Origin of the sequence: Hyphomicrobium sp., from assembly GCF_036780825.1 — a bacterium.
Classification (GTDB): Bacteria; Pseudomonadota; Alphaproteobacteria; order Rhizobiales; family Hyphomicrobiaceae; genus Hyphomicrobium_C.
Genome location: NZ_DAIQCD010000007.1, coordinates 1 through 26,608 on the forward strand (window position 1 = coordinate 1; position 26,608 = coordinate 26,608).

At 64.9% G+C, this 26,608-nt stretch carries 19 protein-coding genes and 1 rRNA gene; 8 read left to right on the plus strand and 12 right to left on the minus strand.

The window, feature by feature from the left end; translation table 11 throughout:
* Window positions 1-404 (minus strand): 16S ribosomal RNA (locus V7P99_RS04865); the annotation flags it as partial.
* Window positions 405-1,295: 891 nt separating this feature from the next.
* On the opposite strand from V7P99_RS04865, the gene V7P99_RS04870 reads away from it, so the two are divergent.
* Window positions 1,296-3,200 (plus strand): M23 family metallopeptidase, encoded by a 1,905-nt coding sequence (locus V7P99_RS04870; RefSeq protein ID WP_333793664.1) that lies wholly within the window; start codon window positions 1,296-1,298, stop codon window positions 3,198-3,200.
* A gap of 163 nt (window positions 3,201-3,363) precedes the next feature.
* Here the strand turns inward: V7P99_RS04870 and V7P99_RS04875 are convergent, their stop codons facing one another.
* A complete protein-coding gene (locus V7P99_RS04875) occupies window positions 3,364-6,651 on the minus strand; it encodes a hypothetical protein (protein ID WP_333793665.1) in 3,288 nt (1,095 codons plus the stop codon).
* Between the two features lie 490 nt (window positions 6,652-7,141).
* Between V7P99_RS04875 and V7P99_RS04880 the strand changes: the two genes are divergently transcribed.
* The 4 genes from V7P99_RS04880 (at window position 7,142) to ispG (ending at window position 10,764) form a co-directional block, all read left to right on the plus strand.
* Window positions 7,142-7,648 (plus strand): Fur family transcriptional regulator, encoded by a 507-nt coding sequence (locus V7P99_RS04880; protein ID WP_333793666.1) that lies wholly within the window; start codon window positions 7,142-7,144, stop codon window positions 7,646-7,648.
* A 13-nt stretch (window positions 7,649-7,661) separates the two neighbouring features.
* Window positions 7,662-8,576 carry a metal ABC transporter ATP-binding protein gene (locus V7P99_RS04885; RefSeq protein WP_333793667.1) on the plus strand — a complete coding sequence of 305 codons (915 nt, stop codon included), beginning with the start codon at window positions 7,662-7,664 and terminating at the stop codon, window positions 8,574-8,576.
* Window positions 8,573-9,376, plus strand: coding sequence for a metal ABC transporter permease (locus V7P99_RS04890; protein WP_333793668.1), 804 nt, complete (start codon window positions 8,573-8,575; stop codon window positions 9,374-9,376). Before V7P99_RS04885 ends, V7P99_RS04890 begins: the two co-directional genes overlap by 4 nt.
* 113 nt (window positions 9,377-9,489) lie before the next feature.
* Window positions 9,490-10,764, plus strand: a complete 1,275-nt coding sequence (gene ispG / locus V7P99_RS04895) for a flavodoxin-dependent (E)-4-hydroxy-3-methylbut-2-enyl-diphosphate synthase (RefSeq protein WP_333793669.1) — start codon at window positions 9,490-9,492, stop codon at window positions 10,762-10,764.
* Between the two features lie 5 nt (window positions 10,765-10,769).
* Here ispG and V7P99_RS04900 read toward each other — a convergent pair whose 3' ends face one another.
* Complete coding sequence (locus V7P99_RS04900) at window positions 10,770-11,618, minus strand: hypothetical protein (RefSeq protein ID WP_333793670.1); 849 nt, start codon at window positions 11,616-11,618, stop codon at window positions 10,770-10,772.
* 233 nt (window positions 11,619-11,851) lie between these two features.
* A protein-coding gene (locus V7P99_RS04905) for an IS5 family transposase (protein ID WP_442909870.1) occupies window positions 11,852-12,609 on the minus strand; the annotation gives its coding sequence in 2 pieces (ribosomal slippage) (window positions 11,852-12,279 and window positions 12,279-12,609; 759 coding nt in all).
* Between the two features lie 388 nt (window positions 12,610-12,997).
* Between V7P99_RS04905 and clpB the strand changes: the two genes are divergently transcribed.
* Window positions 12,998-15,634 (plus strand): ATP-dependent chaperone ClpB, encoded by a 2,637-nt coding sequence (clpB, locus tag V7P99_RS04910; RefSeq protein WP_333793672.1) that lies wholly within the window; start codon window positions 12,998-13,000, stop codon window positions 15,632-15,634.
* A 172-nt stretch (window positions 15,635-15,806) separates the two neighbouring features.
* On the opposite strand, the gene infC is transcribed toward clpB, so the two are convergent.
* Window positions 15,807-16,334 carry a translation initiation factor IF-3 gene (gene infC / locus V7P99_RS04915; protein ID WP_333793673.1) on the minus strand — a complete coding sequence of 176 codons (528 nt, stop codon included), beginning with the start codon at window positions 16,332-16,334 and terminating at the stop codon, window positions 15,807-15,809.
* Window positions 16,335-16,550: 216 nt separating this feature from the next.
* Window positions 16,551-17,741: a glycosyltransferase family 4 protein gene (locus V7P99_RS04920; RefSeq protein WP_333793674.1), complete on the minus strand. Its 1,191-nt coding sequence runs from the start codon at window positions 17,739-17,741 to the stop codon at window positions 16,551-16,553.
* Between the two features lie 35 nt (window positions 17,742-17,776).
* On the opposite strand from V7P99_RS04920, the gene V7P99_RS04925 reads away from it, so the two are divergent.
* Window positions 17,777-18,562 (plus strand): alpha/beta hydrolase, encoded by a 786-nt coding sequence (locus V7P99_RS04925; protein WP_333793675.1) that lies wholly within the window; start codon window positions 17,777-17,779, stop codon window positions 18,560-18,562.
* Between the two features lie 22 nt (window positions 18,563-18,584).
* Here the strand turns inward: V7P99_RS04925 and V7P99_RS04930 are convergent, their stop codons facing one another.
* From V7P99_RS04930 to V7P99_RS04955, 6 genes are all read right to left on the minus strand, one after another.
* A complete protein-coding gene (locus tag V7P99_RS04930) occupies window positions 18,585-19,946 on the minus strand; it encodes a lipopolysaccharide biosynthesis protein (RefSeq protein WP_333793676.1) in 1,362 nt (453 codons plus the stop codon).
* On the minus strand, window positions 19,939-21,201 hold the full coding sequence (locus V7P99_RS04935) for an O-antigen ligase family protein (RefSeq protein ID WP_333793756.1): 1,263 nt from the start codon (window positions 21,199-21,201) through the stop codon (window positions 19,939-19,941). The genes V7P99_RS04930 and V7P99_RS04935 overlap by 8 nt, the downstream gene beginning before the upstream one ends.
* Window positions 21,202-21,209: 8 nt before the next feature.
* Window positions 21,210-22,772 (minus strand): undecaprenyl-phosphate glucose phosphotransferase, encoded by a 1,563-nt coding sequence (locus V7P99_RS04940; protein WP_333793677.1) that lies wholly within the window; start codon window positions 22,770-22,772, stop codon window positions 21,210-21,212.
* Between the two features lie 140 nt (window positions 22,773-22,912).
* Complete coding sequence (locus V7P99_RS04945; RefSeq protein ID WP_333793678.1) at window positions 22,913-23,785, minus strand: SDR family oxidoreductase; 873 nt, start codon at window positions 23,783-23,785, stop codon at window positions 22,913-22,915.
* A complete protein-coding gene (gene queG / locus V7P99_RS04950) occupies window positions 23,782-24,930 on the minus strand; it encodes a tRNA epoxyqueuosine(34) reductase QueG (protein ID WP_333793679.1) in 1,149 nt (382 codons plus the stop codon). The genes V7P99_RS04945 and queG overlap by 4 nt, the downstream gene beginning before the upstream one ends.
* A gap of 12 nt (window positions 24,931-24,942) precedes the next feature.
* Window positions 24,943-25,638: a glutathione S-transferase family protein gene (locus V7P99_RS04955; protein ID WP_333793680.1), complete on the minus strand. Its 696-nt coding sequence runs from the start codon at window positions 25,636-25,638 to the stop codon at window positions 24,943-24,945.
* Window positions 25,639-25,808: 170 nt separating this feature from the next.
* Between V7P99_RS04955 and V7P99_RS04960 the strand changes: the two genes are divergently transcribed.
* The gene (locus V7P99_RS04960) at window positions 25,809-26,606 is read left to right on the plus strand and encodes an undecaprenyl-diphosphate phosphatase (protein ID WP_333793681.1); all 798 of its coding nucleotides are present in this window, start codon (window positions 25,809-25,811) and stop codon (window positions 26,604-26,606) included.
* Window positions 26,607-26,608: the final 2 nt, after the last annotated feature.

A 26,608-nucleotide genomic window follows, 5' to 3' on the forward strand; every position in this document is an offset into this window, starting at 1 on the left:
GAGCTTTACAATCCGAAGACCTTCGTCACTCACGCGGCATGGCTGGATCAGGCTTTCGCCCATTGTCCAATATTCCCCACTGCTGCCTCCCGTAGGAGTCTGGGCCGTGTCTCAGTCCCAGTGTGGCTGGTCATCCTCTCAGACCAGCTACTGATCGTCGCCTTGGTGAGCCATTACCTCACCAACTAGCTAATCAGACGCGGGCTCATCTATCGGCGATAAATCTTTCCCCCGGAGGGCGTATGCGGTATTACCCCAAGTTTCCCTGAGCTATTCCGCACCGATAGGAAGATTCCCACGTGTTACTCACCCGTCTGCCACTCTGTATTGCTACAGCGTTCGACTTGCATGTGTTAGGCCTGCCGCCAGCGTTCGTTCTGAGCCAGGATCAAACTCTCAGATTGAAAGTTTCGATTCTGGTCGGCCTTGGAGTTTCATCCAAGGATACTGCGTAACGGGCACCTTCACACTGATGCGCTCACGGCGTGAATTGCTCCACACGCGGCGCATCTGGTGATGGTTAGTGAAACGCAGCTTAGCCAGAGTCTCGTCGATCTCGCTTGCCCGAGGGCTAGGAGATCTCGCCAGGACTCCGCCGCCTGCGCTTCTCTTCCTTCAAAATTTGACTTGTCAAAGAGCAATCCGACGACGAAACATCGACCGGTCGGCTAAGACCGGTTTCCAGGACAACTAGGCTCTTACCGGTGTGACCCGGCCGGGAACCACATGTTATCGAGAGAGCGATGCCCGTGTCGGGCGGCGGGACCGTGTGTGCCCCGCTGACAAGGAGGAAATAACCAGAAACCCGCCCCTCTTGTCAATCGCAATTCTTCAAAAAAACGATTTTTTGCCCTAAGCTGTTGATTCGAAAGAAAACAATCTTAGGCCGTCCGCAGCCGGACACGCCTACCTAGGAGCACTTTCGGCGTCCGACAGCTCGTTTCAGTCCAATTCCCCGTCCGTTCGGAGGGGAGATACGAGCCCCGTCCTGCCTTGCCGCAGGCTGCCCGGTACCCGAACAGCCGTCATCACAACGCCAGTTTTATGCAGGAATATGACTGTATCCTACGCGCCGACGCATCCAGGCCGAGAGTTGGGCTCTGCCGAACTCTGCCTGAGCGGCGCGTATCCGGGACATGGTCCCTCTTGGGGCCGGGGGAAGGGGACTTACTCGAATCGTGATCGACCATCGCCGTCACGCTCCGATCGCGCGCTGCCGCCCTCTGACGGTCGGCCGGGCGCCGAATAGGGCACCGCTTCTCTACCGCGGCGCGAGATCGCGCGGCGCTCGCGATATGTACGCCACGGATCATGCCGAGCCGCAGGTGGAGGGCCGCTTCCGCTGGCTGATGAGCACCTGCCTCGCCGCCGCAGTCGGCGGCGTCTCCATTCTCGTCGTCGTCTTCGGCTCCGCGGAGAAGCAGGGCACCGAGGATGGCCTGATGCCGGCACTTGAGCGGCTGCGCGCCAGCACGGCCGCGCCGCCCCTCGAAGCCATGCTCCGCCATGACGACGGCCTGAAGTGGGCGATTCCGAAGGTGGACCGGCTCCAGGTCACCACCGGCGCCAAGTCGACGCGCTACGTCATCCACGAAACGCTGCGCCAGCGCCGCGGCGGACGCGAATACATCTACGCCAAGCCCTATGTGCGCCTGGTCGCGCGCCTTGCCCCCGTGCCGGCGAGCATGGCGGAGCGCATTCCTCCCTTCAATCCGTTCAAGCTCTACGCAGACAACAAGCCGATCGGCGATGCCGAGGACGACGCGACCTCGCCGGGCGCGAGCACGGCCGACGTTTCGATCCGGGTTGTCGATCTCCTTGGCGGCGTGCTGCCGCTGGAGGACGGCCAGAGCCTTCACGACGAAGAGGCCGCCGAGCTCGTCGAGCGCCTGCTGAGCTCCGAGACGGCTGTAGCCGGTGCCGAAGGGGAGATCACCGCTCCCGATCCGGCTCTATCCGCCGAGCTTGGCCAAGAGGCGTCCGACGAGCCTGCCACCCCGAACACCACCATCCTCGCCAAAGCAGGCGACGAGGCCGGATCGAGCGACATCGATGCGCTGAAGCCCGTGGTAAAGACCGTTCGCGAGGGCCAGACCCTGTCGCAGCTTCTCGCCGAGGCCGGCGCCGCGCCATGGCAGGTCCGCGAGATGATCGAGACCATGAAGAGCGTGCTGCCCGAGAAGAAGGTGCTGCCCGGGCAGGAGGTGCATATTGCGCTGCAGCCGTCGCTCACCCAGAACCGCATGCAGCCGGTGCGCTTTTCCGTTTTCGACGAGGGCCACGCCCATAAGGTCACCGTCACGCGCAGCGCCTCGGGCGAGTTCACCGCAAGCGCGAAGCCGATCGACGAGGACGCGCTCGTTCGCTTGGCGATGACCGACAGCGGCGCACCCCAGACATCCAGCCTCTACGCGGCGCTCTACTATGCGTCTCTGATCGAAAGCGTTCCCTCGGAGACCATTCAGCAGCTTCTGCGCATTCACGCCTATGAGACGGACTTCCGCAAACGCCTCCGTTCCGGCGACACCTGCGAGATGTTTTTCGATCTGAAAGACGAGGGCGGAGCGGACGGTCCTCCCGGCGAACTTCTCTATACGTCGATCGCCATCGGCAGTGAGGTGCGCCGCTATTATCGTTTCCGCACGCCCGATGGGCACGTCGACTACTATGATCCGCGCGGCAACAACGCGAAGAAATTCCTCAACCGCCGTCCGGTGCGGGGCGACGACATCCGCCTCACGTCCGGCTTCGGCGTGCGCCGCCATCCTCTGCTCGGCGAGTACAAGATGCACACAGGCATCGACTGGGCGGGTCCGGTCGGCACACCGATCCTGGCCGCTGCCAACGGCACGATCGAGGAAGCCGGCCGTAAGGGTTATAACGGCAATTACGTTCGCATCCGCCACGCCAACGGCTATCAAACCGCCTACAGCCATATGTCGCGGATCGCTTCCGGCGCTGCGCCTGGCGTCAAGGTGCGCCAGGGCCAGGTGATCGGTTACATCGGAACCACGGGCCTATCGTCTGGCCCGCACCTCCACTTCGAAATTCTCGTCAACAACCAGTTCGTGAATCCGCTGTCCATCGAGGTCCCCCGCGAGCGCCAGCTCAGCGGCAACGATCTTCTGGAATTTCAGAAGGAACGCAGCCGGATCGACGAGTTGATGCGCCGCTCACCGGTTCTGACCGCAAGCAAGTGAGGCGAAAACCCGCCTCATCAACAAAAAAGGGAGCGCTTTTAGAGTGCTTCCGGAAAAGTGGGAACCGATCATGGCAAAGCCATGCAAGTTAGAGTGTCCGAGAAGAAGCACGATCAAATAAGAACTTAGAGCCGTTCCCCGATTCGCCTAAAGCGGAACGGCTCTAGTTCAGCGTGCGCTTCGTATGGCCCGCCACGGCCTGCCGCATCGGCGTGCGCAGCACGAGCTGCAACTGCTGCTCGAGCTGCAGCCAATCGCGATCCGTGCGGCGTGGATTCGAGACGAGCCCCTGATGGGCGTTGCGCGCCGTGGCGAGCAGCACCTGCTCGTCTCCACGCAGCGTCCCGGCGCCGCTATCCGGTTCGAGCTGCTCAACGAGGTCCGCAAGCGCCAATTCGTAGGGACCGTGCGGAAGCAGCATCAGCGTATCCCAATACCGCTCAATTTCATCGCTTGCATCGGCGAGCTTCTGGCGGTCCGTTCCGTCATCCATTTGGAGCGCGCCCTGAAGCTGCACGATCGCCCGCTCGAGGCGCCCATGCGCTTCCTGGTCTCGCCTTGCCAGCTCCTGATCCAGGGACTGGTTGCTCTGGCGCAGGGCGAACATCGCCTCTCCGGCAAGCCGGGCCGCGTCGCGGGCCGAGCCCGAAAGGGAAATGAACGCGTCACCTTCGACGCCAAGCGATTGCACGAGAGCCGTCAGGTAGCCGTCCGTCTCAGACGCGCCCCGTTCTTCGAGCGACGGACGCCGCGTGTGATCGGCGATCGCCGCCTGCACTGGGGTCAGCGAGCCCCCGAACTCCGGCGCGTCATCGCCGGACTGCACCAGCCGGAGCTTCGGGCGCACGCCCACGCGGGCCACCTCGCGCGCCCGGATGCGTGCAAGCGTCTGATAGAGATCTTTGTGCACGAAATATGTATCGGGCCGCGCCCTGTCGCGCTGCACAGCGCTGAAGGCGGCAGCGCTGTTCAGCACGTTGAGGATCACGGGGCGGGTCTCGTGCGGCACGTCGGCGAGGCACAGTTCGGATGAAAAACCCTCAGCCTCGTCGATGGGCACGAGCTGCCCTAGAACCGTCTCGCAAGCCTCCGGAACGTCCGGCAGCAGCGCCGTCACAATCTGCTCCTCGAGCCGATCCATGGCCAGCCCGCGCTCCGCCATATCCCGGTTCATCTCCAACTCGCGCCTGATCACCGAGTTGAGGAACTCGATGAGCTCCGCACGCACGAGATAGTGTCCGTCATACGTCCCGCCTCGCACCGCGCCGATCATCGCCCCGGCGTTCAGAACGCTGCGCACCTGCACAGCCGTCTCGGGGGCGAGCTCACCAAGGCGAACCTCGCTCGAATAGCCGTCGGCGTTTTCAATCGGGTGCATGGCCTGCACCACGAGCCGCGCCCTGCGAAACACATCGGGAAGAAGCGCCGCCTCGATCATGGCGTTCAGCTCTTGCGAGTTGCGCGCCTTTCGGTTCGGCACATCCGAGAGCGGCGAGCGCACGGCATTGGCCCCGAACAGACCCGTCATGAAAATCAGGCTGTCGATGCCGATCGCGATTGCCAGCGCCAGATAGGCTAGGCGGTTGCCGTCCTGAAATGCATTGAGCGTCACCACGAAGTTGTGCGCCTTGTCGTCTCGATTGAGATCGATGAAGGAGAGCTGCTCACCCAGAGCATTGGCATCAGTGCTCGGCAAGCCGGAGTCGCGCAGGCAGTTGCGCCCGAACGACAGCAGCGGATCGACCCCGCCCGCTGTCGGCACCTTCTCGCTCCCGGCGCAGTTGGCCGCGAAGGCCTTGAGGCCGCCATCGAGGGCGAACACGATCGCCGCCGCCTCCACCGCCTGCTTGGGATCGCAGTCGACGTCGCGGATGCGCTCACGCGTCGCCTCCGTGCTCGCCATCGCGTCATAGAGCTGCACGCAATGCTGGTGCAGGGAGCCGAGCCTCTCGGACGAGGGATCCTGGCGGAATTCGGCACGCGCCCTCTCGAACGCGGTGCGCATACGGGCTGGATCGACGGCGCGCCCTTCCTCGCCAAGATGCGAAGTCTGTGCAACGGCGATCCGCTGCTCCGCCGTAACCGCCTCGCCTTTGAGCTTCGCCAGCTCCCCGTCGACGCCGGCAAGCTCCCGCTCGATCTGTGCGATCCGCGCATCGACCACGTCGAGGCGCTTTTGCGCATCCTTCACACGCTCTTCGCCGATCTTGTAGTAATCGCGAAGCCTGGCCAGCTCCGCCACCCGCTCGCGATAGACGGGACCCTTCCCGGCCTTGAGTGTGCCTTCAACGCCCCTGTCCTCGGCCATGGCTTCGACGCGCTTGGCATCGATCTCCTTCGCGCGCGCATCCAGCTCCGATTTCCGCGCCGACAAATCCGCCGCCAGTCCCGGGCGCTCCGCCTTGAGGCGCGAAAGCTCATCCGTCAGCGTGATCTTCTTGCTCGCAAGCCCTGCCTGTCCGCTGGTGGCGGTCGCGATGCGCTCCTGCTGCTCGGCGATCGCGGCGCGGTGCGTCTCCATCTGACGCGTAAAATGTGCCTCGATCGCCCCCTCCGCGCCTTCGGACGCACGCGAGAGTTTGGTGAGCTGCTCCTCATAGGCGTGCCAACCCTCGCTATGGAACAGGCGCTCCGCCTCGGCGAGACGGCGGCTCGCGATGGTCTCGCCGATATCGGCGACAACGCCAGCAACCTGGTTTTTGGTGCGGATCTCGGCCGCGCGCTCACGCTGGTCCTTCGGGAAGATGACGTTGAAGCGGCTATCGAACGAGAAGAAGACACTCGTCGCCATGCACGCCAGGAACATCACCCACAGCATGGCGTTGCGGGCGATGATGCGCAGCCCCTGCGCGTAGGGCTGGATGACGTCGCTTTTCGAGAACAGCATGAGCGCCGCGACGGCGAGTAGCAACGCCCCGGCGCCGAGCAGACCATAGAGAAGCTGATCGTTGGATACGCCGATCCGGACGATGGCCACGACCAGCCCCGCGACAACAAGGCCCCCGCCGAGGAGCGAGAGCGCAACCATCGGCGCGCTGACCGTCCGTCCATAGCGGCCCGGCACCTGCTTCATGCCGGTTGCGAAGCTTTCGCCGATCAGCCAGGCAACGATCAGCATGATGCCGTGGATGCCGAACGTGAACATCGCCGAGAGCACAGACTCTCCGGTGAAGTTCCGCATTCCGTCCCACGTGGTCCACCCGCCGGCAAGCGAGAGCAGGAGCGCGGCACTGCCGATCAAGGCCAGGCGCCAGTTTGTGAGCACCGCCTTCTCGAGACCCGCCCACACCTTGGGCAGCATCCTGACCAATGCTGCCGCGACCGCCAAAGCGAGAAGCGCGGCCAGCACCCAATCCGTGGCCTGCGATATGGAAAAACCCTGCACGCCGTCGACCAGCGCGGAAATTGCCGGAACGCTCTCGTCGGCCATCACCTTGATGTCCCCGCCCATACGTCGCTTCCCAACGGCGCGCCTTCGCACGCCTTGACGCGCCCTGAAATTGTTCAGGAAGCACGCTCGCCCTATTTCCAGCCTTCATCGCGGCGGGATTGCGGCGGGCACGCGCCCCACGACGCGTGCACGTCATGAAACGCAACCTACCGCGCAGTCCGTCGCGGGCCTGCCGAAACACCATAGCCCGCAAAAAAACCATGATGTCGCTAGCCTCTGAAAAGCCAGCGATCTGCCGCCGTCCCACAGCCATCGCCTCAGGGCGCGCCGTTTCTTTGCCAATGCCAGCAACAACGGCAATACGGCGTCGAAACGCCTTGGCCAATACTGCAGCTCTACACGGCCTCACAATGGACGCGACCCGGTTCTACACAGCTTGCTCAAAGCCAATTCACTGCGTGCGCAGCCTCCCGGGAGGATTTCTCTAGGCAAGAGGGGGCGTCATGATATCCTGTTACGCAAGGGTACAGGAACGGCAAGCAGCACAGCCATGTCCGATACGACGATACCAACCATCTTTCCCACGGTTGAAAAGCCGAGCGGGCGCCGCCTGGCGAAAGCCGTCGCGCGCGCTGGCGAGGAATTCGCCGCCAAGAACCTACGGTTCACCAAGCTCCGCCAAATGGTCTACGAGGAGATCGCCGCCACATATGCGTCGATCGGCGCCTACGAAATCCTTGCCCGCCTGGCCGAAAAAGGCACCCGTGTCGCACCGATCTCGATTTACAGGGCGATCGACGCTCTGCTCGAAGCGGGCGTGATCCATCGCCTGGAGAGTAAAAACGCATTCTTCGCCTGCCGCCGCCTCGATCACCGCACCGGGCGCCGCCCTCTGTTCTTGTCTTGCGAGAAGTGCGGGGCGGTCGGCGAGGTAGACGGCCAGCATATTTTCGACCTCATCAGCGAAGCAGCCCTTGGCGCCGATTTCACGCCGCGTGTAAAGTTCGTCGAGGTGCAGGGCATCTGCCCGCGCTGCAAGGCGGAAGGCAAGGGATAGGTCCAAGCTTCACATGACGACACGTCACGCAGAGAGCGAGGATCCCACGGGTATCTTCGCCGCGCACGTTTGTGCAGGCGCCCACGCCGGTGGCCACGCGTCTACACCAAGCGGGGCCTGCTGCAGCGGAGAGCATGCGACCGGAGTTCCCTTCGACACCGAGGCTCTGATCAGCGCACGCGGCCTGAAGGTCGTCCGCGCAGGTCGGGTCATCCTCTCCGATGTCGATCTCGACATCGCTGCCGGCGAGATCCTGACCCTCATCGGCCCCAACGGCGCCGGCAAGACGACGCTCGTGCGCACGCTGCTCGGCCTCGAGCGGCCGGACGGCGGATCGGTTCAGCGGAAGCACGGCCTCAGGATCGGCTATGTGCCGCAGCGCTTCGACGTTGACCGGGCGCTCCCGATGACGGTCGCCCGCTTCCTGTCGCTCGGAGACGGCGCCCGGCGGAAACACATATCGGATGTGCTTGAGGAGGTGGGAGCCGGCCGCGTCGCCTCGCAGCAGCTTGGAAGCCTTTCGGGCGGTGAGCTGCAGCGGGTCGCCCTGGCGCGCGCCCTCCTCAACGATCCGGAGCTTCTGGTGCTCGACGAGCCGGCGCGCGGCGTCGACTACGTGGGCGAGGCCGAGCTCTACCGCCTCATCGGCCACCTGCGTGATGCCCGCGGCCTCGGCGTGCTGCTGATCTCGCACGACTTGCATGTGGTAATGGCGCAGAGCGACCGCGTGATCTGCCTCAACCGGCACGTCTGCTGCTCGGGCGTGCCGGAGGCCGTGGCGCAGCATCCGGCCTATGTGCGCCTGTTCGGCGCCGAGCAGGCACGCGCGTTCGCCGTCTATCAGCACCGCCACGACCACCGTCACGATCTTGCCGGAGAGACCGAGGCCGATCCCTCCGCCAGCGGACCGGCTGGAGGCAATACGTGATCGAGCTCGAACCGTTTCTCCTGCGCGCATTCGCGGCAGCGCTGGCGCTCGCCGTCGTCGCGGCGCCGCTCGGCTCGCTCGTGATCTGGAACCGCATGGCCTATTTCGGCGAGACCGTATCCCAGGCCAGCCTGATCGGCATCGCGCTCGGTCTTTTTCTCGGCATCGACATCACCGCGCCGGTGATCCTCGTTACGATCACCGTGGCCGGCATCCTGATCCTGCTGTCGCGCCAGAAAATCGTGCCGCTGGATGCCATCCTTGGCCTCATGCATCACGGCGGCCTCGCCCTGGGCGTGATTTTGACCCTCAGCCTGCGCGGACCGGCCGTCGATCTCATGGGCTATCTCTTCGGCGACCTATTCGCCGTCACGACGACCGATCTCTATTGGGTCTACGGCGGCGGAGCTCTCGTGCTGGCGACATTAGGTTGGCTTTGGCAGCCAATGCTGCGGCTTGCCGTACATGAGGAACTGGCCTCCGCCGAAGGCGTCAATCGCGACCTCGTGAAAGCCGTCTTCATCGTTCTCCTGTCTCTCACCGTGGCCGTCGCCATCAAGGTCGTTGGCGCCCTGCTGGTGATCGCCTTCTTGATCGTGCCGGCGGTTGCGGCGCGCCCGTTCTCGGCAACCCCGGAGCGCATGGCGCTCCTCGCCGCCGTGATCGGGATCGGAAGCGTCGTCCTCGGCATTGGCCTTTCGCTCCATTTCGACGTCCCCGGCGGTCCCTCGATCGTGCTGTTCATGGCCGTGATCGCGGGACTTTCGGTCGGATTTGCGGCCTTTTCCCAGCGAACATAAAGGCGCTGACGCACATGGCAGCTACCCAGGCGCCGCGGGAACGGTAGCGCACCCCGCTGGCAGATGCCGCGAAGCTCGGCTACATGAAGAGCATGCACCTGGACGATGACCCGATGACCGCTCACGACGAACCGGATTCGACGATCCGACCACGGCGCCAGTCCGTTCCGGTGGACGTCGGCGGCGTGCTCGTCGGCGGAGACGCGCCAGTCGTCGTGCAATCGATGACCAACACCGACACGGCCGACATCGCCGCCACCGTCACCCAGGTCGCAGCGCTGGCGCGGGCCGGCAGCGAGCTGGTGCGCATCACCGTCGACCGCGACGAGGCCGCCAAGGCCGTGCCCCACATCCGCGAGCAGCTCTTGAAGCGCGGCGTGCGCGTGCCCCTCGTCGGCGATTTCCACTACATCGGCCACAAGCTCCTGGCCGAGAACCCAGCCTGCGCCGAAGCGCTGGACAAGTACCGCATCAATCCCGGCAACGTCGGCTTCAAGGACAAGAAGGATCGGCAGTTCGCCGAGATCATCGAAATCGCCTTGCGGCACGGCAAGCCGGTGCGCATCGGCGTCAACTGGGGCTCGCTCGACCAGGATCTCCTGACGCGGCTGATGGATGAGAACGCGGCTCAGCCCCGCCCGCGCGACGCCCGCCTCGTGATGCATGAAGCCATCGTGCAATCGGCGCTGCTCTCGGCGGAGCAGGCCGAGGCGCTCGGCATGGAGGCCGACAGGATCATCCTCTCGGCCAAAGTCTCATCGGTTCAGGATTTGATCGCGGTCTACCGCAGCCTGGCCCAGCGCTGCCGCTACGCCCTCCACCTCGGGCTCACCGAAGCCGGCATGGGCTCCAAGGGCATCGTCGCCTCGACGGCGGCGCTCGGCGTTCTCTTGCAGGAGGGCATCGGCGACACCATCCGCATTTCGCTCACGCCTGAGCCCGGCGGCGACCGCACGCTCGAGGTGAAGGTCGGGCAAGAAATTCTACAGACTATGGGGCTGCGCGCGTTCGTGCCCGTGGTCGCGGCCTGCCCCGGCTGCGGCCGAACCACTTCAACCGTCTTCCAGGAACTCGCGCGCGACGTCGAGGACATGATCCGCGACCGCATGCCGGACTGGAAAACACGCTATCCCGGCGTCGAGACGCTGACGTTCGCCGTCATGGGCTGCATCGTGAACGGACCGGGCGAGAGCAAGCACGCCGATATCGGCATCTCGCTGCCCGGCACCGGCGAGAGCCCCGCCGCGCCCGTGTTCATCGATGGCAAGAAGGCGATGACGCTCCGCGGCCCGAACATCGCCGCCGACTTCAAGGCCCTGGTCGAGAATTACATTGAGCGCCGCTTCGGCGTCGGAGCGAAGCGCGCAGCGGCCGACGCAGAAAGCTGAAGTTCTCAATCCTCGATCCAGTGCAGGATGCCATCGCCGCATGCGGCGGCCATGGCCCGGTACGCGTCCTCAAAGCCTACGGTCGGGAAAGAAAGGAGCAGCGGCCCACCGAAGACCGACATGCCGACGGTCTGCACCTCGCCCCTGGAGACGCGTAGCCCCTGAACGACCCAGCGCGTCAACGCTTCCCCCTCATCACGGACCGGCACGATCGCATCCCCTTCGGCGTGCAGAAAACGGCGCTCACCGCCGGCCATGAAGCTGATGGCCGTCGAGACATTGAAAAGCCGAGGCTCGGCAACGGAGACATGGATCTCGTCCGCGTCCTCCGCATGGCGCATACGCCGAAGCCTGATGACGGGGCGCTCCACCGTGAGCAGCCGGCCCTTGATACGGCTTGCCGCAGCCGAGAGCTCGCATTGCTCTTGCGTCTCGGCCAGGAACCAGCGCCCGTGCTGGACTGCCTCGCGCACGAGATACGGCGGAAACTCGACCTCCTCGTCGAGGATGCGGGTGAGGAGCACCGGATCGAGCCGGCCGCTCTCTGTCCCCCCAATCGCATGCTGGTAGCTCTTAATGCCCCGCCGGATGTCCGACAGGGTGGGCGTCGCGTCCGTACGGATATGGCCGAACTGACGCAGGGTGAACGCGACACGCGTCCAGACGGCTTCAGGATCTTCCATCTTCGCCAGGAGCGCGATCTCGGCGTCGTCCGCCAAGTCCGGCTGAGGTCGCACCTCCTCCTCGTCGGACTCACTCGAAAAGAATTGGATCAGAACAACCGCGAGCACGACGAGCAGGGATCCTCGCAACACGAGGTCCGGCCACCGCAAACCACCGTTCACCTCACTCACGTCCGTACTCCGATGCCCTCACCCCCGCGCCGCGTCGTCTTTAGGAAAGTCGAAACCGGTCACGACGGCACCTGCGGCCTCGAATGTCCGAAAAGAAACGCGATCAAGCAAGGTCTTCGATTGCGCTTGAACCAGCTAGAGATCCCATTCGAACGGAATCGCCCGAATGGGTGAAGATGCTCGCCCAGACAAACAAGAGAATTTGCCGTGAGCGTAAGCGAGCGGAAAATGCTCTAGGTTCCAGACTCAATCACGGCCATCGCTGCGAGGACGACCGTGGCGTGGAAATTTCTTGCGAGCTTGTCGTAGCGGGTCGCGACGCGGTGCCAGTCCTTGAGGCGGTAGAAGGCTCGCTCGATCAGATTTCGTCGTTTGTAGGCAGTCCGATCGAAGGCGTGGAAACGCTTACGCGTCGGATTGTTGGGAATGACGGGCAGCGTCCCGCGCTCATGCAGGAACTGGCGGAGGGCATTGCTGTCGTAGGCCGTGTCGGCGGCACACCTGCGGCTTGGCGGAAGCTGAGCGAGCAGCTCAGCGGCTGCTCGAACATCCCCGCGTTGTCCCGGCGTCACCTCGATGGCGATGGGGCGCCCGAGCGCGTCGCAGACGGCGTGGATCTTGGTCGTGCGCCCGCCGTGGGAGCGGCCGATAGCTTGCGCTTCCGCCCCCCTTTTCCGCCGGCTGCCGAGCGGTGCGCCTTGGCGGTTGTCGAGTCGATGCTGTGAAACGCGTCCGCCGAGACCTCGCGTAAAGCCTCGAACAAGCGGCGCCAGACGGCACGGCGCGACCATCGGTTCCAGCGATTGTAGAGCGTCGCGTGAGGCCCGTATTCCGGCGGACAGTCACGCCAGCGGCAGCCCGATTGCAGCACATGGATAATGCCGCTCAGCACGCGCCGGTCGTCAACGCGGCGCGCGCCCGGCTGGTTCTTGGGAAGATGCGGTTCGATCGCTTTCCACTGCGCGTCGCTCAGCCAAAATCCGTTCGCCATGATCCAAGCTCCGATGTTTCAGAGCTTGAACCACTGTTCGTTGGAAAAGCAAAGGCCTGATTGGGTTCGGAGCCTAGAGCGCTTCCGGAAACGTGGGAACCGGTTTTCCGACAAGAAGCACGAAGGAACAAAAACTTAGAGCCGTTCCCCGATTCCGCTTAAATCGGAACGGCTCTAGCGGGAGCCGGGTGATCTCTCTGGCCGGGCATTTTGATACGCCGCAACGCGCTCCCCTTTATACGGTGGTAGCGAGCCCTATATCTCGTTCAGCCAGTTACGGTCTGGTGCCTTTTCCAGGGCCGGACCGTGGCTGCGAAACGATCCGTCAACGACGGCGTTCCGAACCGTGCCGAATGAGGGCGGAGGAGCGCGCGAGGAGGTTAATTATATGGATTTCGAAAGATACACGGACCGCGCAAAAGGTTTCGTCCAGTCGGCCCAGGGTCTCGCGCTCCGTGAGGGTCACCAGCAGTTCGCTCCCGAGCACCTGCTCAAGGTCCTCCTGGAGGATAACGAAGGCGCAGCGTCTGGGCTCATCACCCGTGCCGGCGGGCAGCCCAAGGAGGCGCTCGACGCCGTCGAGCAAGCACTTGCGCGCCGTCCCAAGGTCTCCGGCGGAGGCGCAGGGCAGCTCTATCTGGCGCCCGAACTCGCGCGCGTTTTCGACAGTGCCGAGAAAATCGCCGAGAAGGCGGGCGACCGCTATGTCACCGTCGAGCGGCTTCTGCTGGCGCTCGCGCTTGAGAAGAGCTCGGAGGCGGGCCGTATCCTGGCCCAGGCCGGCGTCACGCCCGAGCGGCTCAACGCCGCCATCAACGAAATCCGCAAAGGCCGCACCGCTGACACCGCAAGCGCCGAGCAGTCGTTCGAAGCGCTGAAGCGCTACACGCGCGACTTCACCGAAGCCGCCGCCAATGGCAAACTCGATCCTGTGATCGGACGCGACGAGGAGATCCGCCGCACCATCCAGGTGCTCTCCCGGCGCACGAAGAACAACCCCGTGCTGATCGGCGAACCCGGCGTCGGCAAGACGGCGATCGCCGAGGGCCTGGCGCAGCGCATCGTCCAGGGCGACGTTCCCGAGAGCCTCAAGGACAAGAAGCTGCTCGCGCTCGACATGGGCTCGCTCATCGCGGGCGCCAAGTTCCGCGGCGAGTTCGAGGAGCGCCTGAAGAGCGTGCTCAACGAGGTCACGGCCGAGGAAGGCCGCATCGTCCTCTTCATCGACGAGTTGCACACCATCGTCGGCGCCGGCAAGGCTGAGGGCGCGATGGATGCCGGCAACCTCCTGAAGCCGGCGCTCGCGCGCGGCGAGCTGCACTGCGTCGGCGCGACCACGCTCGACGAGTACAAGAAGCACATCGAAAAGGACGCGGCGCTCGCGCGGCGCTTCCAGCCCGTGTTCGTCGACCAGCCCTCAGTCGAGGATACGATCTCGATCTTGCGCGGCTTGAAGGAGAAGTACGAACTGCACCACGGCGTGCGCATCACGGACTCGGCGCTCGTCTCGGCGGCAACGCTTTCCAACCGCTACATCACTGACCGCTTCCTGCCCGACAAGGCGATCGACCTCGTCGACGAGGCGGCATCGCGGCTCAGGATGCAAGTCGACTCCAAGCCGGAGGAGCTGGACGCCATTGATCGCGACCTGATGCAGGCGAAGATCGAGCGCGAGGCCCTCAAGAAGGAGACGGACGAGGCCTCCAAGGACCGGCTGCTCAAGCTCGAGAAGACAATCGCCGAACTCGAGGAGAAATCGCGCCTCCTCACCGAGCGGTGGCAGTCCGAAAAGGACAAGCTCGGCTCGGCCCAGAAGATGAAGGAGGAGCTCGACAAAGCACGCACGGAGCTCACCCAGTCGCAGCGCAAGGGCGATTACGCCCGCGCGGGCGAGCTGGCGCACGCCATCATTCCGGAGCTCGAGCGCAAGCTCAAAGCCACGGAGGAAAGCGAGGGCGCAACGGGTGTCATGGTCGAAGAAGCCGTAACGCCGGACCAGATCGCGGCCGTCGTCTCGCGCTGGACGGGCGTTCCTGTCGACCGGATGCTGGAAGGCGAGCGCGACAAGCTTCTCAAGATGGAGCAAGCGCTCGAAAAGCGCGTCGTCGGCCAGGATGACGCGGTGAAGGCGGTTTCGACCGCGGTCCGGCGCGCGCGTGCCGGCCTGCAGGATCCGAACCGGCCGATGGGTTCGTTCATGTTCCTTGGCCCGACCGGCGTCGGCAAGACGGAGCTGACGAAGGCGCTGGCGGCGTTCCTCTTCGACGACGAGACGGCCATGGTGCGCGTCGACATGAGCGAATACATGGAGAAGCACTCCGTATCGCGGCTCATCGGCGCGCCTCCGGGCTATGTCGGCTATGAGGAGGGCGGCGCGCTCACCGAAGCGGTGCGGCGGCGGCCCTATCAGGTGATCCTGTTTGACGAGATCGAGAAGGCTCACCCCGACGTGTTCAACGTGCTGCTGCAGGTGCTCGACGATGGGCGCCTGACGGACGGCCAGGGCCGCACGGTCGATTTCAAGAACACTCTGATCATCATGACGTCGAACCTCGGGGCCGAGTATCTGGCGGATCCGCGCCAGCCCATGGGCTTCGGCGCGCCGGGCGACACGGACCGGGTGATGAGCGAGGAGGAAGCCTACGGCCTCGTCATGGACGCCGTGCGCAAGCACTTCCGGCCCGAGTTCATCAACCGCATCGATGAAATCGTCGTGTTCCACCGCCTGAAGCGGGAGGCAATGACGGCAATCGTCGATATCCAGATGGAACGGCTGCGCTCGCTGCTCGTCGATCGCAAGATCACGCTCGACCTCGACGATGAGGCGCGCACCTGGCTCGCCAACAAGGGCTACGATCCGATCTACGGCGCACGGCCGCTGAAGCGGGTGATCCAGAAGCAGGTGCAGGACCCTCTCGCCGAGGAGATCCTGCGCGGCACGGTGAAGGACGGAGACACGGTTCACGTCTCCGTCAAGGACGGCGCGCTGACCCTCAACGGCACTGAGGTCAAGGCCGCGGCGTAACGCTCACGCAGCGCAATGCGATGCGGGCCCCGCGGCTCGCATCGCAACCCCAATTTCTGGATTCAAGAAAATATCGGCATCGAAGCGATGCCCGCCCGCATCGGCGGCGGCGTTCTGCAGAGGCGCGCTTGCGCGGCGCCTCTGCCCTAACTCAAGCCACGCAGGCCGCCGGTTACCTCGGCGCCAGCACCATCACCATCTGCCGGCCCTCGAAACGAGGCTCGGATTCGACCTTGGCGATCGGCTCGACCTCGTTCTTGACGCGGATCAGCACGTTCATGCCGAGTTGCTGATGCGCCATTTCACGGCCACGGAAGCGCAAGGTGACCTTGACCTTGTCGCCCTCCTCGAAGAACCGCTTGATGGCGCGCATCTTCACCTCGTAATCGTGATCGTCGATGCCGGGACGCATCTTGATCTCTTTGATTTCGACGGTTTTCTGATGCTTGCGGGCCTCGGCGGCCTTCTTCTGCTCTTGATATTTGAATTTGCCGTAGTCGAGGATCTTGCAGACGGGAGGGTCAGCATCGGGAGAGACCTCGACAAGATCGAATCCTGCCTGCTCGGCGCGGGCGAGAGCATCGACTTTGCTCACGACTCCGACATTCTGCCCATTCTCATCAATAAGCCGCACCTCACGAGCCCGGATCGCCTCATTGATCTTCGGGCCGGCCGGCTCGCGCTCGGGGGCGCCACGCATAGGTTTGCGGATGTTCGATCTCCTTCAATGGTTTCAGTAGGCGGCAAAATAGGTACGGCAGCTTGGCGTCTAACACAACGCCCTTCTCTCAACGTCTCGAGGGGCGCTCGCGTTCAACAGTAGGCTGTCGACTGTTGGCCGGAGCATTGTGAAGAACCTTGTCCAAGTCAAGCAGGACTGAACGGCCGCCATCAAGCAGGAGGGGACGAGCGGGCGTCAGACTGCGGCGGCAAGGCGTGTTCCGAGCAGCTCATCGTAAACCTCGAGCGTGCGCCGGCGCATGGCATCGAGGCTGAAATGACCGCTGACCCGGGCCCGTGCGCGGGATCCGAGGCCACGCTTCGCCTCGGGCGACAGGCTCAGCGCCTCCGCCATAGCCGAGGCCAGCTTCCCTGCGTCGCGCGGAGGCACGAGCCAGCCCGTAATTTCGTCTGCCGCAACGTGGGGGATGGCGGCCACGGTTTCCGGAGGCGCGCCGATATCTGTCGCGATGACCGGACACCCCATGGCCTGAGCTTCGGTGGCGACGCGCCCGAACGCTTCCGGCTCGACGGAGGCGACGATAGCAAGGTGCGCGATAGCGAGTGCGGCCGGCACGTCGTCTACGTGGCCCGCCAGGATGACTTTACCCTCGAGGCCGGCCTCCGCGATCTCGCTTTCGAGCCGCTGGCGATAGGCCTCGCGCCCCTGGGCATCGCCCGCCAGCACGACGATGCTGTTTCCGAGCCGCCCCTCCTGCTCCAAGAGCCGCGCCGCGGCGATGACAACGCTCTGGCCTTTCCAGGACGTGAGCCGCGCCGGCTGCAGGATGATCCGCGTTTCCGCCTGCGCGCCGAAACGGGCCATCAGCGCCGCCTTGCGCTCCTCCGACACGGCATCCGGATCGAACGCCGCGCCATCGACGCCGCGGTGGATGACGCGGATGCGATCGCCCGGCGTGCCATAGCGCGCCTCGATCAGCTCCCTCGTGTAGCGGGAGTTCGCGATCACGATATCGCCCTTGGCCATCACCGCGTTGTAGGCACGCTTCAGCCGTGTCTTCTCCCGATAGGCCCCGTGGTAGGTCGTTACGAACGGCACGCCCGCTTTGCGCGCCGCGATGAACGCGCTCCACGCAGGCGCGCGGCTCCTGGCATGCACGAGATCCACGCCCTCGCTCTCGATCATGCGCCGGATCGCCTGCGCGTTCTGAAGCAAGCGGATCGGGTTCTTCGTCGCAGCGTCGAACGGAAGGTGTTCCGCTCCCGATGCCGTCAGGCGCGGCACCAGCCGCCCGCCCTCGGAGAGCACCAGCGCCCGCCCACCGGCACCGACGATCGCATCGGCGATCTCGACGGCAGACAGCTCCGCCCCGCCGGTATCGAGCTCGGGAATGATCTGAAGTATGGTCGGGCGCTTTACGGCCAAGCTGGCCTCCAAGGGAAAGGAAGGGGTTTCATAGGATGGGCGCGAACGATCCGCAATTCATCACTGTCGGCACAGGCGCCACAACGCGCCGCATCGCCTGCCTCGCCGCACCGGCCGCCGGCGATCATGCGTCCAGCCTCCTGTGGCTGACGGGGCTCAAGTCCGACATGGTCTCGACCAAGGCGGAGGCGCTGGCGTCCTGGACGGCGGAACGCGGCGTCGGCTTCACGCGCTTCGATTACTCGGGGCATGGCCGCTCGGAAGGACGCTTCGAGGACGCCGTGCTTTCCGACTGGCTCGAGGAAAGCGAAGCCGTATTCCGGCAAATGACGAAAGGCCCTCAGATCCTGGTCGGCTCGAGCACCGGCGCGCACGTCGCGCTCCTCCTCCTGCGGCGGCTTATTGAAACCGCACCCGACGAGGCCGAGCGCATACGCGGCCTCGTGCTCATCGCCCCGGCCTGGGATCTCACGGAGCTCATGTGGAGCCAGCTTCCCGAAGACGGACAGCGCGAGATCCTGGAAAAAGGCCGATGGGTGCGCCCGTCCGCCTATGATCCCGCCGGCTACGTCATCACGCGCCGCTTCATCGAGGATGGCCGGCGCCATCTCTTCAAAGATTCGGGGTTCGATCCGGCCCGCCCCGTGCTGGTTCTGCAAGGCGCCGAGGATCGCGACGTACCGATCGAGCACGCCCGCGCACTGGCGCGATCCCTGTCTGGCGATTGGGTGCGCATGACCGAGGTGCCGGATGGCGAGCACCGCCTCTCCCGTCCCCAGGACCTGGCTCGGCTCTACGCACTCATCAACGAGCTGCTGTAAGGGGGTCTCGTCGCTCCGGGGCTCAGCGCCGCCGGAGGTGAGCGCCGACGAACAGGTTCAAGCCTTCGAGCGCCCGCACGGCGAACCCGTTGATGGCGGCCATCGTTGCGAACGCGGTGGCCGTCGCGACGGCCGCGCCGGCCACGCCCCAAAGCGGAATGAGGATCAGGTTGAGGCTCACCGCAACCGCCGCCGCGGTCCCGAGCGAAAGCGCGGTGATGCGCTGATAGCCCATCATGTTGAGAATGATTTCCGACGGCCCCATGGCGGCCTTCGTCAGCATGCCCGCCGCCAGGATGAACATGAGCGGATAGGCGTCGGTGAACGTCTCTCCGAACTGCGCGAGCACCGGATAGCCGACCGCGAGAATGCCGAGAATGACGATGGCCGCCGGAATGAACGTCCATCGCACGGCGGTGCCAACGAGGCGTTCCACCTCCGCTCTGTTGCCGAGCGCATGCGCCGCGGCGATCGGGCCAGCATAGGCGGTGCCCACGGCATAGAGGATGAAGAGCGCTAGCCCCGTCGTCTTCGCCGCCGCAAAGTAGTGTCCGATCTCTTCGGAAGGCCGAAACAGGTTGAGCAGTAGGACGTCGGCATTCTGGATCACGATCTCGCACACGCCGCCCACGAGAAGCGGGAGCGAGATCCCGAACCATTTGGCGTAGGCATAGCGAGGCGCGGCGCGCGGCACGGTTTGGGAAAGGCGCCGCTGCATCACGATCGTTTGCGCTACCGCGGCCGCCAGCACCGCGCCGAGCGCGACGGTCATACCCGCCGTGGCGTTGGCTGAGAGGCCGATGGTGAGCGCCGCCCCCGCGAGCAGCAGCATTGCAAACGGGCGGACGATATAGGGCGGCACGATGGCTTCCATCGTCCATCCCTGACCGCGCCCGAAGCCGTCCTGCACATCCGTCAACGTATAGGCCGGCAGACACAGAAACCCGAGCACCAGCGGCAGTGCAAGCACCGCCTTGTCCTGGATATCCCAAAGCCAGATCACGCCCATGCCGAGGGCCGCGATCGCGCTCGCCGAGATCAGCGCCACCAGTCGCCCACCGTTGAGTAAGCCACGGAATAACGCGTAATCGCCGCTCGCATGATACTGCGGCGCAAGCCGCATCATGGCGACGTTGAAGCCGAGGTGAGTAACGCCTCCAAGCACCAGGACGCACGTCCACGCGGTTACGAACACGCCATACTCGGACGCGCCGAGCCAGCGCGCGAATGCGATCTGAGTGAGGAACAGAAGCCCCGCTCCGCCTGCGCGCACGGCGAACACACCGAGCGCGCCCCAGCTCGCAGCATGCGCCGCTCGGCTGTTCGCGAAACGGTTGCGCACGCTGCGCAGAAGTCCAGGCTCGGCGCTGCGGGCTTCAATCATGGCGGCGCCGCTCCGGGTTGCAAACGGGCGGATCGCCGTCCACCAGTCCCCACACAAGCGCCATCACGATGAAGAAGTGGCGCCAATGGTCGCTATCGATAACGAACCCCTCGAAGGCTAGCCCGGCGAAGGCGGCCGTAGCCACGATCAGCGGGCCCTGCAGGGCCGTGCGCTGCCTTAGGGCATAAAAGCCCGCCGCAAGGGTGCCGAAGACGGACGCGATGTAAGCCAACCCGCCGATCCAGCCGGCATTCAAGAACTGGCTGAGATAGACGTTATGCGGCTCCTCCACGTGCTGCGTTTCGCGAAACATATGCGTGCCGATGCCGAGGGGATGCCCGAGTATGAGCCCGATGGCTTTTGCCTGTCCGCCGAAGCGCCCCTCCGGTCCTTCGTCGTAAGACTGATCCAAGCTGGCCCGCTCCTCGAAGAGCGCCCCCACGGCATCGAGCTCGAGCGCGCCCGCGATGGTGACGATGAGTCCCGCGCCGCCCAGCACCGCCACGACGGCGAGACGGCAAATGTCACCCGCGCGCCGCGTCGTGACCAGCGCCAGCCAGACGACAAGCACGAGCGACAGTGCCGCCGACACCCATGCCCCGCGCGAAAACGACACCAGCAGCGCCAGAATGAGAGGCACGCTCAAAGCGGCGGCGACGAACGCATGCCGCAACGGATTGCGCAGCATGATCCAGACCAGAAAGGCGATCGCCGGGGCGAGCGCCGCGCCAAGCACGTTGGGATCCTTGAAGGTGCCGCGCGCCCGTCCGTAGCTCGTGAAGAGATCGTAGGCCGACGGCATGATGTGAAAATAGCCCGCCAGCGCTGCCAGCGCCGCAACGAGCGAGGCGCCCACATAACACATCATGATGAGACGGAAGCGCGGCTCGGGATCGGCGGCGACATATCCGGCAAGCACGAAAGCCCCGATCGCCAGAAACAGCGTCACCGCCTGATGCGTGACCGCCGCCCCGAGGTTCGCCGAGAACGCGCATCCTGCAAGTCCCAGCGACGCGAGCACGAGCCACAGCCCGAGATTGAGAACGGCAGCCTGCCCGAAGCGGGTGACGCCGAGCATCGGCAAACCGGCGATGAGGGCGAGCATGAGCGCATCCGTCGGCGCCGGCTCGGAGAACACAATGGTGCTCGTGCCGATTGCGCTCGCGACAGCGAACGCCCCAACCGTGCCGGCAGAGATCGTATGGCCCCGGGCCGCGGATCCGGCCGTCCGGCGCAGCGATGGGAGCGGAGCCATGGTCACGGCTAATACGCGTTCTTGCCGCCGAGCAGAGCGAACGGCGTGGCGGCGATGATGTAGAGGTCGAGCGTCAGCGACCAGTTGTCGATGTAATAGAGATCCGCCTCCACACGGCGCTGGATCTTCTCGTGCGTATCGGTCTCGCCGCGCCAGCCCTTGATCTGCGCCCAGCCGGTAACGCCTGGCTTGACGCGGTGGCGCGCGAAATACTCGTCCACGACCGCCTGATAGAGGTCTGCGCTCGCCTTGGCCTCGGTGGCATGCGGGCGCGGACCAACGAGCGACATCTCCCCTTTGATAACGTTGATGAGCTGCGGCAGCTCATCGAGACTGGTCTTGCGGATGAACCGGCCGACGCGCGTCACGCGCGGATCGTCCCGCGTCACGAGCTTCGCCGCGTTGGCATCCGCCTTATCGGCGTACATCGAGCGGAACTTCAGCACCTCGATGATCTCGTTGTTAAAGCCGTACCGCCGTTGCTTGAAGAAGATCGGCCCGTTGCTGTCGAGCCGGACGGCAAGCGCGACCAATGCCATGACCGGCGCTGCCAGAAGAAGCAGAAGCCCTCCGATCACACGATCCTCGATGTTCTTGACGACGCGATCCCAGTCCGTAAGCGGGCGATCCATAAGCGCCAGCATCGGCACACGCCCGACATAGGAATAGGCGCTCGAGCTGAAGCGAAGCTTGGAATTGAGGGCGGAGATGCGGATATCGACCGGCAGCGCAAACAACTCTTTGAGGATCTGCATCAGCCGCTGCTCGGCCGCCATCGGCACCGTCACGATGACGAGATCGACGCCCGCGTTGCGGCTGAAGGTCGGCAGCTGCGCGAACGTCCCGAGCTTTGGATATCCGGCGATGCTGGCGGCCGACCGCTCATCCGAGCGATCGTCAAAGACGCCGAGAATGGCGAGTTCGTTGTGATTGCCTGCTTCCAGCGTCGCGATCAGGTGCTCCGCATCCGGCCCACCGCCGACGATCACGGCACGCCGCACGAGCCGGCCCGTTTCCGTGAGATGCGCCAGAACCCGCGCGAGCGCAAAACGCGCCGCAATGATGAGCGACACCGCAGAGCCGAGCCATACGGCTCCGGTCTGAGGCGTGAACACCGGCAGACCGAGAAGATGGGCTGCCCCGGCGACGACGCAGAATACCGGTACTGTACTCTTTACGATCTTGCCCACTTGCTCCGTCGGGCGGCGCAGCGCGTGGATCGAGTAGGACCAGTTTTGCCGCAGCGCCATCGTTGTCAGAAAGGCAACGATACTCGCCCACGCGGCGATTGCAGCCGGCGCGGCTGAGCCGTCACCGAAGAGCAAAAACGCCAGAACCCCCGTGCCGATCAGCAGCGCGGCATCGCAGGTCGAGGTGGCGAACAGCAGTTTCGGCCGCGAGACGGCGCGTCGCCTGTCGCTGAAGACTCTATCGAGACTTCGCGCAAACGCCGGGTCGATGCGCCCCCGCGCTCGACCGTCGTGGTTGCAAGAGACATTTCCGGATTGTTCGTGAGAAAGTATGGCCATGGCCGCACTGAATGCCCCGTGCACGACTTGGGCCAGGACCATGAGCGCGGTTCGTCGAGAAGCCGTAAAGTTCGCGGCATCCCCGCGCCTTTTGAGGCTGCCTCGAGCACAACTCCGTCCGGATGGTTAGCGGCGTCTTACCGCGTGGTCCATGGAGAAACATCGGCGGGACGGGCCGGCGCTCAGTCCGACTGTCCGGCCAAGATGGCGGCGAGACCCTCCCGATAGCTCGGATACTGGAGCTTCACTCCGAGATCCTCCCGAATGCGCAAGCTCCGCACCCGCCGGTTCTCGCCGTAGAAGCTGCGGCCCATCGGCGAGAGCGGCGCGCTCTCGAAGGGGATTTCCGGCGGCGGCGCGAGTCCCATCAGCTTCGCGGCATATGTGATGACATCCTGCGGCGGAGAGGGCTCTCCATCGGTGACGTTGTAGAGATCGTGCCGGCCTCGCCCCTCCGCAGCCGCCTCGAGGACGGCCGCGATGTCCTCCACATGGATGCGGTTGAAAACCTGGCCCGGCTTGATGATCCGGCGCGCGCTCCCCTCGCGCAGATCGTCCACGGCGCTGCGCCCCGGCCCATAGATGCCCCCGAGCCGGAAGACCTGCACCGTTTTGTTATGGGCGCGCCCGAACGCAAGCCAGTCCTCCTCCGCTGCAACCCGCCGCCGCGTTCGCTCCGAGCCGGGTTTCGGCGCCGACGTCTCGTCGCGCCACGCGCCGCCCGCATCTCCATAGACGCCGATGGTCGATAGGTATCCGATCCAGCCAAGCCCAGCGCTATCGGCAAGCAGCGGCCCATGATGGCGCAGCGTCGGATCCCCCGCGTCATCGGGCCCCGCCGATACGAGCACGTGCGTCGCCGCAGCGATAGCGGCTTCCGCGCCCTCTGTCGGCGACGCACCGTCGAACAGATAGCCCTCGTAGCCCAGTGCCTTGAGCCGCGCGACACCCTCTGGCGTACGAGCGGTGCCTGAGACGTGCCAGCCGAGCGCGCGCACGCGCCGCGCAAACGCCTCCGCCGTATAGCCGAGGCCGAACGCAAACAGCCGGCTCATTGCGTCCACTCCTTCGCCACATCGGGGTCGGGCTCCGACGCTTCACGGCGCGCCCGGGCATCGGCGACGGCGCCTGGCGACGCGAGACGCCGGTACGCCCAAACCGCCATTGCCCGAACCAGCGGTGAAGTATCCGCAAGCAGCGGCTCGACCATCGGCAGGAGCGAGGCATCGCGCGCATTACCGGCGGCGATGAGGCAGTTGCGGACCACGCGATCACGCCCGGTTCGCTTCATCGGCGTATTGCGGAAACGCGCCCGAAACGCCGCATCGTCGAGCGTCAGGAGCTCGGCCAGCGGCGGATCGTCGAGTTCGGCCCGCACGCTGAGACGCGCCTCGCGCGCCACGCCGGCAAACTTGTTCCACGGGCAAACGGCAAGGCAGTCGTCGCAGCCGAAGATGCGGTTGCCGATAGGCTCTCGGAACTCCTCCGGAATATGGCCCTTGTACTCGATGGTGAGGTAGGCGATGCAGCGGCGCGCATCGAGCTGATAGGGCGCCGGAAACGCTTTCGTGGGGCAGACGTCGAGGCAGCGGCTGCAGCTTCCGCAGCGGTCGGGCTCCGCCTCGTCGGCCTCGAGATTCGCCGCCGAAAGGATGGCCCCGAGGAAGAGCCACGATCCGCTGTCGCGCGAGACGAGATTGGTGTGCTTCCCCTGCCAGCCGATACCGGCGGCCTGCGCGAGAGGCTTCTCCATCAGCGGCGCCGTATCGACGAACACCTTGACCGCTGCACCCGTTCGGCGCTCGACCAGGCCCGCCAGCTCCTTGAGCTTGCCTTTCATCACATCGTGATAGTCGCTGCGCTTGGCGTAGGCCGAAACGATCCCCTTGAGCGGCTCGCCGAGCGCGTCGAGCGGATTCGTCTCCGGCGTATAGCTCATGGCGAGCATGATGACGGAGCGCGCTTCGGGCCACAGCACGCGCGGATCGGCGCGCCGGTCGGCGTTAGCTTCCATCCAGGCCATGGTGCCGTGCCGGCCGTCGTCAAGGAAGAAGCGCAACCGGTCGCCGGCATGCGAGATCGCATCGGGACGCGTCACGCGCATCGTCTCGAAGCCGAGTTCGCGCGCACGCACCGCAAGGAACGCCTTGATGCCATTCCGGGGCTGGTGCCCGGCGATCGTCTCGCAGGAATGCTCCATCGATAACCCGCCTTAGAAGTCGAGATCGGCGTAGACCGGCGCCGGCGCGATTCCAGGCGTGCGGTCGGCGAGCAGCGACCGGAACGACGGCCGCGACTTCAGCCGCGCATACCATGCCTTGGCCGCCGGATACGCCTCCCAGGGGATTTCGCCCAGATAGTCGATCGATGAAAGATGCCCGGCCGCCGCGAGATCCGCAAAACTCATCTCGTCGCCCGCGAGCCACCGGCGCTCATGCGCGAGATGGTTCACATAGCCCAGATGATACCGGATGTTGGCGCGGATGGCCCGCAGCGCGGCTGGATCCGGCGCGTGCGCCTCACCCGGCATGAGATGGCCATAGACCCGCTCGACCAGCAGTTCGCGCGTGACTTCCCGATCGAGCTTGCCGTGAAACCAGTCAACCAGGCGGCGCTGCTCGGCCTGCTCGTCGAGCGGGCCGTGAAAAAGGGGCGGCGGCGGGCCGTCCTTCTCACGATCTTTCAGCAGCTCTGAAAAATATTCCGAAATAGCGTAGGCCCCGCACAGCACAGGGCCGCTGTCGATCTCGAGCACCGGCAGCTCGCCGGCCGGATTGAGCGCCAGGAATTCATCCCGCCATTCCCATGGCCGCTCCTCCGCGAGCGCGGCCTCAAACGCCACCTCTGCCAGCGCGAGCCGGATAGAGCGCGATTTCGGGCAGAGCCTGAACTGCGTCAGCGTATGCATGGCATCCTAAGTTTGAGCTTTTGGCCCGGCCGCTTTCGTGTCATGAGAGCGCCGTGCCGGAAACGTATCCTTGTTTCCGCGAACGTGCCACCGAGCGTTCCAGGTTTCATCCCCGCCCCCGCGTTGTTTCCATCGCACTCGGTTCCTCACTATCCGGAGAGCATCTCCTCATGGCGATCTGGCAAGCCGTTCTGCTCGGCTTCATCGAGGGCCTGACGGAATTCCTTCCTGTCTCCTCAACCGGCCATATTCTGCTGGCGGGACATTTCCTAGGTTTCGAATCTCCCGGCCGGACATTCGAGGTGCTGATTCAGCTTGGCGCCATCCTCGCCATCGTCGTGGTCTACTTCCGCCAGCTCCTGCATATCGCCCGCGCCCTACCGAGCGACGCCGTAGCCCGCCGCTTCGTATGGGCGCTTGCTCTCGCCTTCCTTCCCGCCGCGGTCTTCGGTGCAACGCTCCACGCCTTCATCAAGGAGGTGCTCTTCGAAACGCCGATGCTCATCTGCGTCATGCTGATCCTCGGCGGCATCGTTCTGCTGGGCATCGATAAGCTGGATCTTTCCGTGCGCTACCGCAAAGCCTCGGCCATTCCGCCGGTGCGCGCCCTCGGCATCGGTCTTTTCCAATGCCTGGCGCTGATCCCGGGCGTGTCGCGCTCGGGTGCGACCATTGTCGGCGGCCTTCTGCTCGGCGCCGACAAGCGGACGGCAGCGGAGTTCTCGTTCTTCCTTGCGCTGCCGACGATGGCCGGCGCGTTTGCCTATGATTTCTACAGGAATTGGGAGCGGCTGCACGTTTCCGATGCATTGCCGATCTGCCTCGGGTTCTTCGTGGCGTTCGTAACGGCCGTCGCCGTCGTGAAGCTGGCGCTCGATTTCATCGGGCGCCACGGGTTCACCCCGTTTGCCTGGTGGCGGATCGCAGTCGGCATCCTGGGGCTTCTGGCGTTGACCGTTCACGGATAGCC

Excerpts from the sequence above, each read along its gene's own strand:
- V7P99_RS04870 (WP_333793664.1), top strand. The coding sequence starts at position 1,296 with ATGTACGCCACGGATCATGCCGAGCCGCAGGTGGAGGGCCGCTTCCGC.
- V7P99_RS04875 (WP_333793665.1), bottom strand. The coding sequence starts at position 6,651 with ATGGGCGGGGACATCAAGGTGATGGCCGACGAGAGCGTTCCGGCAATT.
- V7P99_RS04880 (WP_333793666.1), top strand. The coding sequence starts at position 7,142 with ATGTCCGATACGACGATACCAACCATCTTTCCCACGGTTGAAAAGCCG.
- V7P99_RS04885 (WP_333793667.1), top strand. The coding sequence starts at position 7,662 with ATGACGACACGTCACGCAGAGAGCGAGGATCCCACGGGTATCTTCGCC.
- ispG (WP_333793669.1), top strand. The coding sequence starts at position 9,490 with ATGACCGCTCACGACGAACCGGATTCGACGATCCGACCACGGCGCCAG.
- clpB (WP_333793672.1), top strand. The coding sequence starts at position 12,998 with ATGGATTTCGAAAGATACACGGACCGCGCAAAAGGTTTCGTCCAGTCG.
- infC (WP_333793673.1), bottom strand. The coding sequence starts at position 16,334 with ATGCGTGGCGCCCCCGAGCGCGAGCCGGCCGGCCCGAAGATCAATGAG.
- V7P99_RS04925 (WP_333793675.1), top strand. The coding sequence starts at position 17,777 with ATGGGCGCGAACGATCCGCAATTCATCACTGTCGGCACAGGCGCCACA.
- V7P99_RS04930 (WP_333793676.1), bottom strand. The coding sequence starts at position 19,946 with ATGATTGAAGCCCGCAGCGCCGAGCCTGGACTTCTGCGCAGCGTGCGC.
- V7P99_RS04935 (WP_333793756.1), bottom strand. The coding sequence starts at position 21,201 with ATGGCTCCGCTCCCATCGCTGCGCCGGACGGCCGGATCCGCGGCCCGG.
- V7P99_RS04940 (WP_333793677.1), bottom strand. The coding sequence starts at position 22,772 with ATGGTCCTGGCCCAAGTCGTGCACGGGGCATTCAGTGCGGCCATGGCC.
- V7P99_RS04945 (WP_333793678.1), bottom strand. The coding sequence starts at position 23,785 with ATGAGCCGGCTGTTTGCGTTCGGCCTCGGCTATACGGCGGAGGCGTTT.
- queG (WP_333793679.1), bottom strand. The coding sequence starts at position 24,930 with ATGGAGCATTCCTGCGAGACGATCGCCGGGCACCAGCCCCGGAATGGC.
- V7P99_RS04955 (WP_333793680.1), bottom strand. The coding sequence starts at position 25,638 with ATGCATACGCTGACGCAGTTCAGGCTCTGCCCGAAATCGCGCTCTATC.
- V7P99_RS04960 (WP_333793681.1), top strand. The coding sequence starts at position 25,809 with ATGGCGATCTGGCAAGCCGTTCTGCTCGGCTTCATCGAGGGCCTGACG.